This window comes from Pseudomonas mohnii (assembly GCF_900105115.1).
In the GTDB taxonomy this organism is placed as follows: Bacteria; Pseudomonadota; Gammaproteobacteria; order Pseudomonadales; family Pseudomonadaceae; genus Aquipseudomonas; species Aquipseudomonas mohnii.
This window is the reverse complement of the sequence record NZ_FNRV01000001.1, coordinates 5,500,557-5,513,498: the sequence shown is the minus strand read 5'-3', so window position 1 is coordinate 5,513,498 and position 12,942 is coordinate 5,500,557. Positions and strand designations below refer to the sequence as shown.

The 12,942-nt window shown below is 60.5% G+C and carries 13 protein-coding genes; 6 read left to right on the top strand and 7 right to left on the bottom strand.

Going from position 1 to position 12,942, the window contains the following annotated elements; translation table 11 throughout:
• Positions 1-142: 142 nt before the first annotated feature.
• Positions 143-703 (bottom strand): DUF4174 domain-containing protein, encoded by a 561-nt coding sequence (locus BLV61_RS25785; RefSeq protein WP_047527476.1) that lies wholly within the window; start codon positions 701-703, stop codon positions 143-145.
• Positions 704-883: 180 nt separating this feature from the next.
• On the opposite strand from BLV61_RS25785, the gene BLV61_RS25780 reads away from it, so the two are divergent.
• Complete coding sequence (locus BLV61_RS25780) at positions 884-1,252, top strand: VOC family protein (protein WP_090469982.1); 369 nt, start codon at positions 884-886, stop codon at positions 1,250-1,252.
• A gap of 19 nt (positions 1,253-1,271) precedes the next feature.
• Here BLV61_RS25780 and BLV61_RS25775 read toward each other — a convergent pair whose 3' ends face one another.
• Together BLV61_RS25775 and BLV61_RS25770 are read right to left on the bottom strand one after the other, a co-directional pair.
• Positions 1,272-2,057: a sulfite exporter TauE/SafE family protein gene (locus BLV61_RS25775; protein WP_047527475.1), complete on the bottom strand. Its 786-nt coding sequence runs from the start codon at positions 2,055-2,057 to the stop codon at positions 1,272-1,274.
• A gap of 133 nt (positions 2,058-2,190) precedes the next feature.
• Entirely contained in the window at positions 2,191-2,940 is a 750-nt protein-coding gene (locus BLV61_RS25770) for a hypothetical protein (RefSeq protein ID WP_047527473.1), read from the bottom strand.
• Between the two features lie 201 nt (positions 2,941-3,141).
• Here BLV61_RS25770 and BLV61_RS25765 point away from each other — a divergent pair, with 201 nt between their 5' ends.
• Both BLV61_RS25765 and BLV61_RS25760 read left to right on the top strand, forming a co-directional pair.
• Positions 3,142-3,963 (top strand): aldo/keto reductase, encoded by an 822-nt coding sequence (locus BLV61_RS25765; RefSeq protein WP_090468306.1) that lies wholly within the window; start codon positions 3,142-3,144, stop codon positions 3,961-3,963.
• A 29-nt stretch (positions 3,964-3,992) separates the two neighbouring features.
• On the top strand, positions 3,993-4,463 hold the full coding sequence (locus BLV61_RS25760) for a DUF1810 domain-containing protein (protein WP_090468304.1): 471 nt from the start codon (positions 3,993-3,995) through the stop codon (positions 4,461-4,463).
• On the opposite strand, the gene BLV61_RS25755 is transcribed toward BLV61_RS25760, so the two are convergent.
• Entirely contained in the window at positions 4,428-6,788 is a 2,361-nt protein-coding gene (locus BLV61_RS25755) for a DNA polymerase II (RefSeq protein WP_167361805.1), read from the bottom strand. The genes BLV61_RS25760 and BLV61_RS25755 overlap by 36 nt on opposite strands.
• A gap of 289 nt (positions 6,789-7,077) precedes the next feature.
• Here BLV61_RS25755 and BLV61_RS25750 point away from each other — a divergent pair, with 289 nt between their 5' ends.
• Entirely contained in the window at positions 7,078-7,518 is a 441-nt protein-coding gene (locus BLV61_RS25750; protein ID WP_047527469.1) for a CBS domain-containing protein, read from the top strand.
• Positions 7,519-7,644: 126 nt separating this feature from the next.
• Here BLV61_RS25750 and BLV61_RS25745 read toward each other — a convergent pair whose 3' ends face one another.
• Positions 7,645-8,268: a glutathione S-transferase N-terminal domain-containing protein gene (locus BLV61_RS25745; RefSeq protein ID WP_090468298.1), complete on the bottom strand. Its 624-nt coding sequence runs from the start codon at positions 8,266-8,268 to the stop codon at positions 7,645-7,647.
• 210 nt (positions 8,269-8,478) lie between these two features.
• Between BLV61_RS25745 and BLV61_RS25740 the strand changes: the two genes are divergently transcribed.
• Positions 8,479-8,958 carry a hypothetical protein gene (locus BLV61_RS25740; protein WP_090468296.1) on the top strand — a complete coding sequence of 160 codons (480 nt, stop codon included), beginning with the start codon at positions 8,479-8,481 and terminating at the stop codon, positions 8,956-8,958.
• A 102-nt stretch (positions 8,959-9,060) separates the two neighbouring features.
• Here BLV61_RS25740 and BLV61_RS25735 read toward each other — a convergent pair whose 3' ends face one another.
• Positions 9,061-10,152 (bottom strand): DUF1615 domain-containing protein, encoded by a 1,092-nt coding sequence (locus tag BLV61_RS25735; RefSeq protein WP_090468294.1) that lies wholly within the window; start codon positions 10,150-10,152, stop codon positions 9,061-9,063.
• A 156-nt stretch (positions 10,153-10,308) separates the two neighbouring features.
• Between BLV61_RS25735 and BLV61_RS25730 the strand changes: the two genes are divergently transcribed.
• A complete protein-coding gene (locus BLV61_RS25730; RefSeq protein WP_090468292.1) occupies positions 10,309-11,838 on the top strand; it encodes an FAD-dependent oxidoreductase in 1,530 nt (509 codons plus the stop codon).
• Positions 11,839-11,878: 40 nt separating this feature from the next.
• Here the strand turns inward: BLV61_RS25730 and hemB are convergent, their stop codons facing one another.
• Positions 11,879-12,853, bottom strand: coding sequence for a porphobilinogen synthase (hemB, locus tag BLV61_RS25725; protein ID WP_047527463.1), 975 nt, complete (start codon positions 12,851-12,853; stop codon positions 11,879-11,881).
• Positions 12,854-12,942 lie beyond the last annotated feature (89 nt).

Sequence of the window (12,942 nt, the reverse complement as noted above, 5' to 3'; positions counted from 1 at the left end):
GCGGGGGGGCTTGTCGGGACGCCGCACCGCCCCGTTCGGCTGCGCAGCAGTCGCACAACCTGCCTATGAAGTCGATCTGGATAACGCCAATGCCACATGTAGCGCCGCTTCATAGCTCGACGAGGGCTATGGCTGAAACCCCTCAATCATCCGGCATTTCCGCTGGTTTGGCGGGCTTGGCTGGTTTGGCCGGCTTACCGGATTTTGTGCCTTTTGCGCCCTTGGCGGTCGGCTCCGGTTCGGCTGCCGGCGCTACCGTGGGTGCTGGCGTTTCCTTCTCGGCCGCCGGCAACTGATCGACAGCGGCGAACACCTCTTTCAGCTCGACAGGTCCGGACTGTTCAAGCTTCTTTTCGCCGTCCTTGCCCACCAGAATCACCTTGGTCTTGGCTCCGGCACCCAGTTTGAGTGAACGAATCAACGCTGCCGTGTCCTGCGGCCCGAGGTCTTTGCCATCGCGCTGGCCCATCAGGTTGAGCACCGTGTACAACACCAGGTTTCGCTCGGTGAAGCCCTTTTTGTTATCCGGTTCTTCCAGCGACTTTTTCAGGCTGACCCACGTCGGGTCGACCGTACTGGGAGCGATAACAATCAGTGGCCGGGACCTGCCCTTGTCCATGTCCAGCGGTGAGTCGCCATCAGCGGCGAACAAGGGACCGGCAACTGCCAGCAGGGTAGCCAGGGTCAGTGACCTGATGAGCATGCGCATCTCCTTTTGATATCCACGCTCTAATGATTGCGCATCGCGGCGATCGTTCCGGGTGACGCTCCGCAAATGTTGTTCGCCTTGTCCAAAGCTTAGGTCAGGGCGGTCGAAGCGCAACAGGCCGGGCTAAACTCAAGATTCATGGAAACCCACCTGATCCGCCGTGAGGACCACTGCATGAGCGCTCAGTTGAATCACACCATTGTCTGGTGCCGCGACAAGCAACTATCGGCCAACTTCCTCGCAGACCTTCTCGGCTTGCCCGCCCCGCAGCCCTTTGGCCCGATGCTGGTCGTCAAGTTCGACAACGGCGTGTCACTGGACTTCTACGACAATGACCCGCCGATCGCGTCACAGCACTATGCGTTCTTGATTGGCGAGGATGATTTCGACGAGGTCTTTGCGCGCCTTCTGGCCCATGGTCAGCAGTGGTGGGCTGACCCTGGTAAACAACGGCCGAAGGAGATCAATGAGTTTGCGGGGGGGCGACGGGTGTATTTCGATAACCCGGACGGGCATCTGCTGGAAATATTCACCCGTGAGTGACGCTGCGCCCCATGGCGAATCAAAACACCAGTTTGTAACCGATCAGCACCAGCATCGTCGCCAGGCAAGGGCGCAGCACTTCATCGGAGATGCGGCCGGTCAGATGGCTGCCCAGGTAAATCCCCGGCAGCGAACCCACCAGCAAGTAACCCAGTACATGCCAGTCCATGTTGCCCATGCTCGCATGGCCAAGACCGGCGACCAGGGTCAGTGGCACGGCGTGAGCGATTTCCGTGCCGACCAGGCGGCGGGTCGGCAGCAGCGGATAAAGAATGAACAGCGCCACGGTGCCCAGCGCGCCAGCGCCGATGGAGGTCAGCGCGACCATGGTGCCGAGCACCAGACCGGTAACGACCGTCAGGACATTCAACCGCGTACCGCTGGGGTTGTAGTTGCCGCCGGCACGCTTATGGGCGAAATCGAGCAGGCGCTTCTTGAACAGGATCGCCAGCGCCGTGGCGAACAGGACAAAACCCAACGCCTGCTTGATGATGGCGTTCATCGCCTCGGGGGCGCTGTGCAAACTGCTGAGGAACCACAGGGTCAACGCCACTGCCGGCACACTGCCCAGCGTCAACCAGCCGGTGATGGCCCAGTCAATGTTGTCGTTCTTTTTGTGAACCAGCACGCCGCTGGATTTGGTGATGGCCGCGTACAGCAAATCGGTGCCCACCGCCGTTGCCGGGTTGATGCCGAACCACAGCAGGATCGGCGTCATCAACGACCCGCCGCCCACGCCCGTCATGCCGACGATGAAGCCGACCACCAGCCCGGCTACGACCAACCCGATATTCACTAAATCCATCGATACGTCCACAAAGACTGCAGGGAAAATCTGGCCCGCAGCATAGCGATTTTTCTTATAACCACTTATATCGATGCGATCTATCTTTATTCCCTACATGCACTATCACCCTTGTTGGAAAGTCACCGCCGTTCTATTGCACCGGCAGGAAATTCAGGAACAACAGGCTCTGGGCGTAGTTGAGGCCGATGCGCCGGTAGCGCTCGTCCAGCATCTGCGTCAGCAAATCCAGGCGCGCGACTATTTTGCCGAACTCCACGGCAAAACTCAGGTTGCTGCCCTCCTCCGAGATTTCGTTGGAAAACAGCATGGGTTCGCCGTTTTTGTTTTGCCGCTGACTCAGGATCCAGGTCGCAATCTCGATGTTGCGTGCAGCGTTGCTGACGAACGTCGGGTTGATCGCGTCCGTCATGTAGAACTCCAGGCGATTGCCGTGGGCGGTGACCAGCATGCTGCCGATGGCATAGATGAACGCACCGACCCGGTCGCCAAGGAACTCCGGACTCATGGCAAACCGTAGCGCCGCGAGGTCCTTTTTACCGCCAAGCGTTGGAAGCGGCTGCTGCTGCTCGATCGCCAAGCGTACTTGCTTGCCGGCGCTGCGCGCGTCAAGGAAGCCGGATTTTTTCAGCTCGTCGGGGTTGCGCAGGTACAGCTTGCTCATCAGCAGATAGAGGCTGTCGAGGTTGTCGCGCATGGTCAGGGTGGCCATGCGGTCGACACTGGTTTGCAGAAATTCCTGGGGTTTGCCTTCGCGCAATTGAGTCAAGAGGTCGTTACCATCCTGATGGCTGCATCCGGTGACGAGGAACGTCGACAGGCCTAGCAGCATCAGGCAACGGCGGCGGATTGAGGGGGTACTGAAAGGTAACGCTCGAGCCATGGGTACTTGAACTTGGGCATGGGCCGGCAGAGGGGATCGCCGCAGGCTGCCCAAAAGTAGAGCGGTTGATTTCAGAAAAGTGCAGTCATGCCGTCACCAATCGATCACCGGCAAGTTGCGATCTTTTGATCGAAGCGTGGAACCCAAAAGCTATGCTGAGTGCCAAAAGCAATACGGCTTGAGTGTTTACAGGAGATTTGCATGCGTACTCTTGAATTGGCCGGCGTCAACGTACCGGTCATCGGCCAGGGCACCTGGCACATGGGCGAGGACCACTCCCGGCACAACGAAGAGGTCGCGGCGTTGCGCCTGGGGATCGAGTCGGGCATGACCCTGATCGACACCGCCGAAATGTACGCCGAGGGTGGCGCCGAGGAAGTGGTGGGCGAAGCCATCGCCGGCCGGCGCGACGAGGTGTTTCTGGTCAGCAAGGTCTACCCGCACAACGCCAGCCGCCAAGGCATTCCCCAGGCCTGCGAACGCAGTCTGCGGCGCCTGAACACCGACCATATCGATCTGTACCTGCTGCATTGGCGCGGCCAGTACCCTCTGGAGGAAACGGTCGAGGCCTTCGAGCGACTGCGTGCGGCGGGCAAGATCGGTCGCTGGGGCGTGTCCAACTTCGACGTCGATGATTTGCAGGAACTGGCCGCGCCGGCCTGCGCCACCAATCAAGTGCTCTATAACCTGGAAGAGCGCGGCATAGAATTTGATTTACTGCCCTGGTGTCAGGAGCGCAGGATGCCGGTCATGGCCTACTGCCCCATTGGCCAGGGCGGGAACATGCTGGGCAACGCCACGCTCCGGCAAGTGGCCGCCCGTCACGATGCCACGCCTGCCCAGGTGGCGCTGGCATGGCTTTTGCGCCAGGACGGGGTGATTGCCATCCCCAAGGCGGTACGGCCCGAGCATGTGCAACTCAACGCACGCGCGGCGCAGTTAGTGCTTGAACCTGGGGATCTGAAGGCGCTGGACCAAGCGTTTCGTGCGCCACAACGCAAACAGCGGTTGGCCATGGTCTGAGCCATCGCAGTCTGTCAGAGGACTTGCGCATGAGAAGCACCGATCGGCTGGACACCTTTAACCTGCAGCGCTTCATTCAGGCGCAGGACCCGGTGTTCGACCGGGCTCAGGCCGAATTGAAGGCCGGCCGCAAGCGTAGCCACTGGATGTGGTTCATCTTTCCGCAGTTTGCCGGGCTGGGTGGCAGCGACATGTCCAAACGCTTCGCGATCGGTTCGCGCGAAGAAGCCCGAGCCTATCTCGAGCACCCATTGCTGGGCGCACGGCTGCGCACGTGCACCCAAGAGGTGCTGAACATCCAGCAGCGCTCGGTGAGGGACATCTTCGGCCATCCCGATGACCTGAAATTTCATTCGTCGATGACGCTGTTCACCCAGGTCGCACCCGATGACAGCCTGTTCCATCAAGCCCTGAATCAATACTTCCACGGCATTCTGGATGACTGGACGTTGTCGCTGATGGACTCAAAACAGGCCCAGTTGCCCACCAATCAGGGTTGAAAAATCGTCGTCGACGAACGGCAGGATCGCGTCAGCCACAGGCTGTAATTGCTTGCTGACGTAATGTTCGTAATCGATGGGCGCGCTGCGGATCTCCAGTGGTTCAGGGCCGACGACGGTGATTACGTAACTGATCCAGCCACCGTTCTGGTACTGGCGGGGACGCCCCTGCCGGTCGTTGTAGTCATCGGCGATACGCGCTGCCCGTACATGGGGCGGCACGTTGCGTTGATAATCATCGAGGGTTCGGCGCAGGCGCTTGCGGTAGATCAAGCGCTCGTCGAACGCTCCGGCCAGGGTCTTGCGCACATAGTCGCGCACGTAATCCTGATAGGGTTTGCGATTGAAGATGCGCAGGTACAGCTCCTGCTGGAACTGGCGGGCCAGCGGCGACCAATCAGTGCGCACGGTTTCCAGTCCTTTGTAGACCATCTCGTCCGTGCCATCGGCGCGCGTCACCAACCCCGCATAACGCTTCTTGCTGCCCTCCTCCGCTCCGCGAATGGTCGGCATCAGAAAACGTTTGTAGTGGGTTTCGAACTGCAGTTCGAGCGCGCTTTCCAGGCCATATGCCTGCCGCACATGCTCGCGCCACCACTGGTTGACGTGCTTCACCAGCGCTTCGCCGATCTGTGCCGCTTCCTGTTGGCCGTGGGCGCGGCGCAGCCAGACGAAAGTGGAATCGGTATCGCCATAAATCACCGTATGACCCTGGTCTTCGATCAACTGACGGGTGCGCAGCATGATCTCGTGCCCGCGCAGGGTGATGGACGACGCCAGGCGTGTATCGAAAAACCGGCAACCACTGGAGCCGAGCACACCGTAGAAGGCGTTCATGATGATCTTCAGTGCCTGGGACAGCGGCGCGTTGTGCTCGCGCTTGGCGGTTTCCCGGCCTTCGGCGACCCGGGCCACGATGGCGGGCAGGCAATGCCGGGTTCTGGAAAAACGTGCCCCCCGGAAACCTGGCACCGACTCGCTGTCCTCGGGATGCTTGAGCCCTTCGATCAAGCCCACCGGGTCGATGAGGAACGTGCGGATGATCGATGGGTAAAGGCTTTTGTAGTCGAACACCAGCACCGACTCGTACAGGCCCGGTTGCGAGTCCATGACAAACCCGCCGGGGCTGGCTTGCGGCGGGCGCCCGCCGAGGTTTGGCGCGACGAAGCCCTGGCGGTGCATCAACGGCATGTAGAGGTGGGTGAACGCCGCCACTGAGCCGCCCATGCGATCCACCGGCAACCCGGTGACACTGGCCCGTTCCAGCAAAAAGGTCAGCAGTTGGGTGTGGGCGAAAATTCGGGTGACCAGCTCGCAGTCCTTGAGGTTGTACTTGGCCAGGGCCGGTTTGTCCTCGGCGAACATGCGATTGATTTCGTCCATGCGCTGGTAGGGGTTGTCGATCGACTTGCCTTCGCCCAGCAGGGTTTGCGCGACGTTTTCCAGGCTGAACGACGGAAAACTCCAGGTCGCCGAACGCAGCGCCTCGATGCCGTCGATGATCAGCCGGCCGGCAGCGGAGGCAAAATAATGGTTGCCGTTGCCGTGTTCGCGCCACTGCATCTCTTCGCCACCACGCCCCAGCTTCAGCGGCACGCCCAGTTGCCTGGCGTGTTTATGCAACACCCGCAGATCGAACTGCACGACGTTCCAGCCAATGATCGCGTCGGGATCGTGCCGGGCGAACCATTCATTGAGCTTTTTCAGCAACAGGGTGCGCGAGTCGCAGTATTCGAGCTGGAAATCCACCTCGCTGTCATCGCCATTGGGTGGGCCGAGCATGTACACCTGCCGCTCTCCGCAGCCCTCCAGGGCGATGGAGTACAACTCGCCCTGAGCGGTGGTTTCGATGTCCAGGGACGCCAACTTGAGGCTTGGCCGATAGTGCGGATCGGGTTTCATCTGTGCGTCGAGCAACAGGCCCTCGGCATCCGGCGTACCGCCAAAGCGCACAGGGGCGGTGATGAACCGCTCCATCATGTAGCGTTCCGGCGGGCGTACGTCAGCTTCATACACTTCGACCCCGGCCCTGCGCAGGGCCGTTTCCAGGCGCATCAATTGTCCGTGCTGCGGGCAATACAGCCCGAGCACCGGACGGTGCTCGAAATCCCGCAAGGCCAATTCCCGCAGTTCGACATTTTTTTCGTCGTGCAGCAGTGCCTCGGCCTGCTCGCGCTGGCTGGCCGGAATAAACGCCACCGACGGCTGATGAGGCAGGCGGATGCGCCGGGGACCGCTGTCGGTCGCCAGCCAGAACTCGACTTGCGTACCGGTCGGTGTATCGCGCCAATGCCGGGTCAGGACAAAGCCCTGCGGTAAATCCACCACTGAAAACCTCAACATTGATTCAGGTTGGTGATTCTACGCCACCATGAACCTGTGGGAGTGAGCTTGCTCGCGATGGCGGCCTGACATTCAACATGGATGTCGACTGATTTGACCTCATCGCGGGCAAGCCTGCTCCCACAGGTATTTTGCCGGGCAGGAATCCGGGGATTACCGAAGAAAAACCACCGAATGACGTTTTTTGCCGTTTATCTGCCGCTTTCTCTCTTGCCCTGCGCGCCGGCGTCTACGATTCTTCAATAACAACGACAACACCCGAGAAACCGCCATGAAAACCGTCGCGCAACTACTCAAGTTGAAAGATCAGAAGAATCAGGAAGTGCACCAGATCAAACCTGGTCATATGGTGCTGGAAGCGCTGATGAAGATGGCAGAGAAAAACGTCGGCGCCTTGCTGGTGGTGGAGAATGACGAAGTGCTGGGCATCATCAGTGAGCGTGACTACGCACGTAAACTGGTGCTGCACGGGCGTTCTTCGGTGGGTACGCCGGTTCGCGACATCATGGTTTCACCGGTGATCACCGTGGACACCCATCAAACCGTCGATACCTGCCTGGGCATCATGTCCGACAAACGCCTGCGCCACTTGCCGGTGGTGGAGGACGGCAAATTGATCGGCTTGCTGTCGATTGGCGACCTGGTCAAGGAGGCCATCGCGGAACAGGCGGAACTGATTCGTCAGCTGGAACAGTACATTCGCGGGGAATAGCTCAAACACACCAGGCATCCCTTGTGGGAGCGAGCTTGCTCGCGAAGCGGTGGATCAGTCGACATATACGTTGACTGACTCTGCACGCTCGCGGGCAAGCCCGCTCCCGCTCTTGTTTTGCAGTGCTCAGGCCGGCCAATGCCGGGCGAACACCGGCGCCAGCGTCGGGTGTCGGTCGATGCGTTCCAGCCAGACGTAAAACCCCGGTCGGGCAGCGCGCAAATGTTCGCGGCTGCCTGACCATCGGCTGATCACCGCCGCCAGCACATCCAGTGCTCCCGGCGTCTCGTCTCCCAGATACAGCTCGCCGGAAAACTGATCGGCAAACACCTCCCAACTCCAATGCAACCGTGCACGGGCGCCCGCTATCAGGTTTTGCCGAGACGATTCATCTGCCTCGGCCAACCAGCGTTCGGGGTAGTCGATGATACCGATGGCCGTATAGCAATTGCTGACGATGTACGCCAGACCACGGATGGCCTGATCACGATCAGCCGGGTTGTCCGGCAGCAGATTCGACTCGGGAAACGTCAGCCCGAGGTGAATCAGGATCGCCGCGCTTTCGGTGAGGACGCTGCCGTCGGGCAATTGCAGGGTCGGAATCTGCTTGAGCGGGTTGAGCTTCTCCAACGCCAGAGCGGCCTGCGAAGACGACTCGACGTCGATGAAGCGATAAGGGATCTCACACAGTTCCAGTGCCGCCTCGATAGCGGCTGCGCCCGAATTCTGATGACCGTAGAGCTGATACATAAACACCTCCTTGCGACGCTATCCAGTGTAGAAGCCGCCCTTGACAGCGCTGGAGCCATCCGACGACTGCATCATCACGCCCGCCAGGGGTATGCCGCTGGCCCTATCAATCCCGTCGATGTTCACCATCATGCCAATGAAGTTCTCATAAAAATTGTGCGGCGTAACATCTGCTCCATACCCACCCAATAAGACCCGGAGCACACCACCATGAAACGCCAGACTCTTCTCAGCATCGCTTTCTCGGTTTTTGCAGTGAACGCTTTCGCCGCTACCTCTGCTCAACCTGTCGTCGCCGAAGGCGGCTCGGATCGCTTGATTGAAAGTCGCGTGGCGGAAGGTGGCTCCGATCGCCTGATCCAGAATCGGGTGGCCGCTGATGGATCCGACCGCCTGCAAGGCAACACCGTTGCCGCCGATGGCTCGGATCGTCTGCAAGGCAACACCGTTGCTGCCGATGGCTCGGATCGCCTGCAAGGCAACACCGTCGCCGCCGATGGCTCGGATCGCCTGCAAGGCAACACCGTCGCTGCCGATGGCTCGGATCGCCTGCAAGGCAACACCGTCGCCGCCGATGGCTCGGATCGTCTGCAAGGCAACACCGTCGCCGCCGATGGCTCGGATCGCCTGCAAGGCAACACCGTCGCTGCCGATGGTTCCTATCGTCTGAACAGCAACCACATCGCTTGAATGAATGGCTTTACCGCAGTCCTCGACAAAAAAACCGGCCTGATCAGTCGGTTTTTTTATGCCTGGGATCATGCGTAAAACCGCCTGCGATCGTTTTGCTCTTCAACCCGCCCGCGCCATACAGCGTTGATAACGCTCATCAACCCGCTTGGCAAACCAGGCCGTGGTCAGTTTGCGAGTGATTTTCGGGCTCTGCAGGACAATTCCCGGCAACACTTGCCGAGGCAATGACCGGCCTTCGGCCCGCTCCGCCAGCGCGAAGACTCGCTGATACAACGAGCTGTTCTCGAACGCCAGGCTCTTGCCCTCTTCCAGTTGATCCCTGATCGTCGTGTTGCGCATGCCCAGTTGCTTGCCGAGGCTGCGCACGGCCACTTCGGTGTTGCCGGGCATGATCGAACCGTAATTGACCAAATCGCCATCCAGCGCCAGCGCAATGCCCGAGGCACGGCTCACGGCGTTCTGGAACGCGGCATTGCGACTGGCATACCAACCGGCGTTGAAATCGGCGAAGCGATAGAGCGGTTGCGGGTAGTTCACCGGGTATCCGAGCAAATGGGCGATACCGAAATACATGCCGCCGCGCCGAGTGAAGACTTCATGGCGGATCGACCCGTCCACCGGGTAGGGATAGGCCTTGGCGTGCTGCTCGGCAAATTCGATGCTGACCTGCATCGGCCCGCCGGTGTGTACCGGGTTGAGGCCGCCAAACAGACTTTTCCCCATGGGCACCATGCCAATGAAGTCATCGAAAATCGCGCTCAGTTCCTTTTCGCTACGCGCCGCATTGAGGCGCTCGCTGTAACTTTTGCCATTGGGCGAGCGTACCTGCAGCGCCGCACTGACCAACAGGCCGGGGATGTGGGCCTTGGCCGCTCGGCGATCGATCTCGTCGCGAGCGATTTTGCCCAGGCCAGGCACGCTCGGGTCTGCCTGAAAGGTCGACTCTTGCTCAGTGACAGCCAGCACCGAGCACAGGTTTTGCGTGGTCGTCTCGATGTTCTGCGCGGCGAACGCCGCCTGGATGTCCGTGGCCCAACCCTGGCGGTCGCCGGTTTTGGCCGGCAACAGTCGCATGATTTCGGCCTTGACCTCGGCGGGTGTACGCGCCGGCGCCTGCTGCGTGCGTTGACTGCCGCAACCGGCCAGCACCAGCAATGCGACGATGCTCATGATCAATCGATGGGCTTGCATGCTGCTCCAGAAAATCCGTTATGCCGGGCTAACCATACGATCAATGGCCTGTCTGAGGCTATGACCTTGAGCAGTGGCCTTCTCCGTTGGGCAGCCAGCCTGGCCCGCCGCCACGGCTGGACCATACTAGACCCACACCGCGAGGAGGACTGGCTCATGCACCGTAGCGACGTATTGATCATTGGCGCGGGCCCGACCGGGCTGGTCCTGGCGTTGTGGCTGAGCAGACTGGGGATCGCCGTGAGGATAGTCGATAAAACATCGGCGCCCGGCACCACATCACGGGCGCTGGCTGTACAGGCACGGACCCTGGAGTTGTACCGCCAGCTCGACCTCAGTGACAGCGTCGTGCAGAAGGGCCATTGCGTGGAGGCCGCCAATTTCTGGGTCAAGGGTGAACCCGTGGCACGCTTGCCGCTGACCCACATCGGCGAGGGCCTGACGCCTTACGCCTTCCTCGAAATATTCCCCCAGGACGAACACGAACGGCTGCTGATCAAACGCCTCGAATCCTTTGGCATCACGGTGGAGCGCGACACCGAGCTTGAGGCTTTCGAGGAAACCGTTGACGGCATCAACGCCACGTTGCGGCTGCCCGATGGTCAACAGGAAACCTGCCAGGCCTGTTACCTGGCCGGTTGCGACGGTGCCCGTTCAGTCGTGCGCAAGGTCCTGGACACCGGATTTCCCGGCGGGACCTACCAGCAGATTTTCTATGTGGCCGATGTGCAGGCCAGCGGCCCGACGTTCAACGGCGAACTGCACGTGGACCTCGATGAGGCGGACTTTCTCGCGGTGTTCCCACTGGCAGGAAGCGGTCACGCACGCCTGATCGGCACCGTTCGCGATGAGCGTGCCGAACGTGCTGAAACGCTGCGATTCGAAGACGTCAGCAGCCGGGCCATCGAGCACCTGAAGGTGCAGATCGAACAGGTGAACTGGTTCTCGACCTACCGCGTGCATCATCGGGTGGCCGATCACTTCCGCACCGGACGCGCGTTCTTGTTGGGCGACGCCGCCCATGTGCACAGCCCCGCCGGTGGCCAGGGCATGAACACCGGGATTGGCGATGCCATCAACCTGGCCTGGAAACTCGCCGCCGTATTGAGCGGCGGCGCCGAGGCCAAACTGCTTGATACTTACGAAACCGAGCGCATTGCGTTCGCCCGAAAACTGGTGGCGACCACCGACCGGGTGTTCAGCTTCGTCACCGCTGAAGGCCCCATGGCCGACCTGCTGCGCACACGCCTGGCGCCCTTACTGATTCCGAAAATGGCCTCGTTCGAGAGATCCCGTGAATTCCTGTTTCGCACGGTGTCGCAGATCACCTTGAACTACCGCGGCATGCCTTTGAGCACAGGCGTCGCCGGGCAGGTCCATGGTGGCGACCGCCTGCCCTGGGCACACGACGGCGAAGGGGACAATTTCGAACCGCTCAAATGCCCGAACTGGCAGGTGCATGTGTATGGCGACACCAGCGACGAAATGATCGCCTGGTGCATCGAGCATCATTTGCCGCTGCATGTGTTCGACTGGCGGCCGGCGTTTGAAACGGCAGGCCTGGGGCGTAACGGGTTTTACCTGTTACGGCCGGATACCTATGTGGCGATTGCCGAAACCTGCTCGGATCCCAAGGTGATCGAGCGGTACTTCCGGGATCACGGGATCCGGCCGTTCATTGGTTGAACCCGAAACACTCCCGGCTCCTGCGGGGGCCGGGTGAGTTTCAGATCCCGGCCAATGCCAGGTCCATCGCGAAATACGTGAAGATCAGATCGGCCCCCGCCCGCTTGATCGCACCAAGACTCTCGCGCACCACGCGGTCTTCATCAATCGCCCCGGCTTGCGCGCCGAACTTGATCATCGCGTACTCGCCGCTCACCTGATACGCCGACAACGGCAAACGCGAAACCTCACGAATATCGCGAATGATGTCCAGGTACGCACCGGCCGGCTTGACCATCAGCGCATCGGCGCCTTCCTGCTCGTCGAGCAACGATTCGCGCACCGCTTCACGGCGATTCATCGGGTTCATTTGATAGCTTTTACGGTCGCCCTTGAGTGCGCTGCCACCGGCTTCGCGGAACGGTCCGTACAGCGCCGAGGCGAATTTGGTCGAATAGGCCATGATCGCCGTCTGACTGAAACCGGCCTCGTCGAGTGCCCGGCGAATGGCCTGGACCTGACCGTCCATCGCTGCCGACGGTGCAATCACATCGGCACCGGCACGGGCCGCCGCCACGGCTTGTTTGCCGAGGTTGATCAGGGTCTGGTCGTTATCGACTTCGTGATTGTGCAGAACACCGCAGTGGCCGTGGTCGGTGTACTCACAGAAACAGGTGTCGGACATGACGATCATTTCCGGCACGGCGTCCTTGGCGATGCGTGACATGCGCGACACCAGACCGTCGTCGCGCCAGGTGTCGCTGCCGCTGCTGTCCAGGTGATGTGACACGCCAAAGGTCATCACCGACTTGATCCCGGCCCGGGCATAACGCTCGATCTCGCCGGCCAGTTTCGATTCGGGAATGCGCATCACACCGGGCATGCTTTTGATCGGTACAAAGTCATCGATCTCTTCTTCGACGAAAATCGGCAGCACCAGGTCGTTGAGGCTGAATTCGGTTTCCTGGAACAGACTGCGCAGGCTCGCATTGCGGCGCAGACGGCGTGGGCGAGCTTCGGGGAACTGACTGGACATGGGCATTCCTGGAAATCGGAGGACAAGACGAAAGTCGTAAGGGGGCAAAGCTTATGCCCTGCGGGGTGCCGGGCACAAACACCCAACGC

Coding starts and splice junctions, on each gene's coding strand:
- BLV61_RS25745 (WP_090468298.1), bottom strand. CDS start 8,268: ATGTATCAGCTCTACGGTCATCAGAATTCGGGCGCAGCCGCTATCGAG.
- BLV61_RS25730 (WP_090468292.1), top strand. CDS start 10,309: ATGCACCGTAGCGACGTATTGATCATTGGCGCGGGCCCGACCGGGCTG.
- BLV61_RS25740 (WP_090468296.1), top strand. CDS start 8,479: ATGAAACGCCAGACTCTTCTCAGCATCGCTTTCTCGGTTTTTGCAGTG.
- BLV61_RS25765 (WP_090468306.1), top strand. CDS start 3,142: ATGCGTACTCTTGAATTGGCCGGCGTCAACGTACCGGTCATCGGCCAG.
- BLV61_RS25750 (WP_047527469.1), top strand. CDS start 7,078: ATGAAAACCGTCGCGCAACTACTCAAGTTGAAAGATCAGAAGAATCAG.
- BLV61_RS25770 (WP_047527473.1), bottom strand. CDS start 2,940: ATGGCTCGAGCGTTACCTTTCAGTACCCCCTCAATCCGCCGCCGTTGC.
- BLV61_RS25775 (WP_047527475.1), bottom strand. CDS start 2,057: ATGGATTTAGTGAATATCGGGTTGGTCGTAGCCGGGCTGGTGGTCGGC.
- BLV61_RS25735 (WP_090468294.1), bottom strand. CDS start 10,152: ATGCAAGCCCATCGATTGATCATGAGCATCGTCGCATTGCTGGTGCTG.
- hemB (WP_047527463.1), bottom strand. CDS start 12,853: ATGTCCAGTCAGTTCCCCGAAGCTCGCCCACGCCGTCTGCGCCGCAAT.
- BLV61_RS25785 (WP_047527476.1), bottom strand. CDS start 703: ATGCTCATCAGGTCACTGACCCTGGCTACCCTGCTGGCAGTTGCCGGT.
- BLV61_RS25760 (WP_090468304.1), top strand. CDS start 3,993: ATGAGAAGCACCGATCGGCTGGACACCTTTAACCTGCAGCGCTTCATT.
- BLV61_RS25780 (WP_090469982.1), top strand. CDS start 884: ATGAGCGCTCAGTTGAATCACACCATTGTCTGGTGCCGCGACAAGCAA.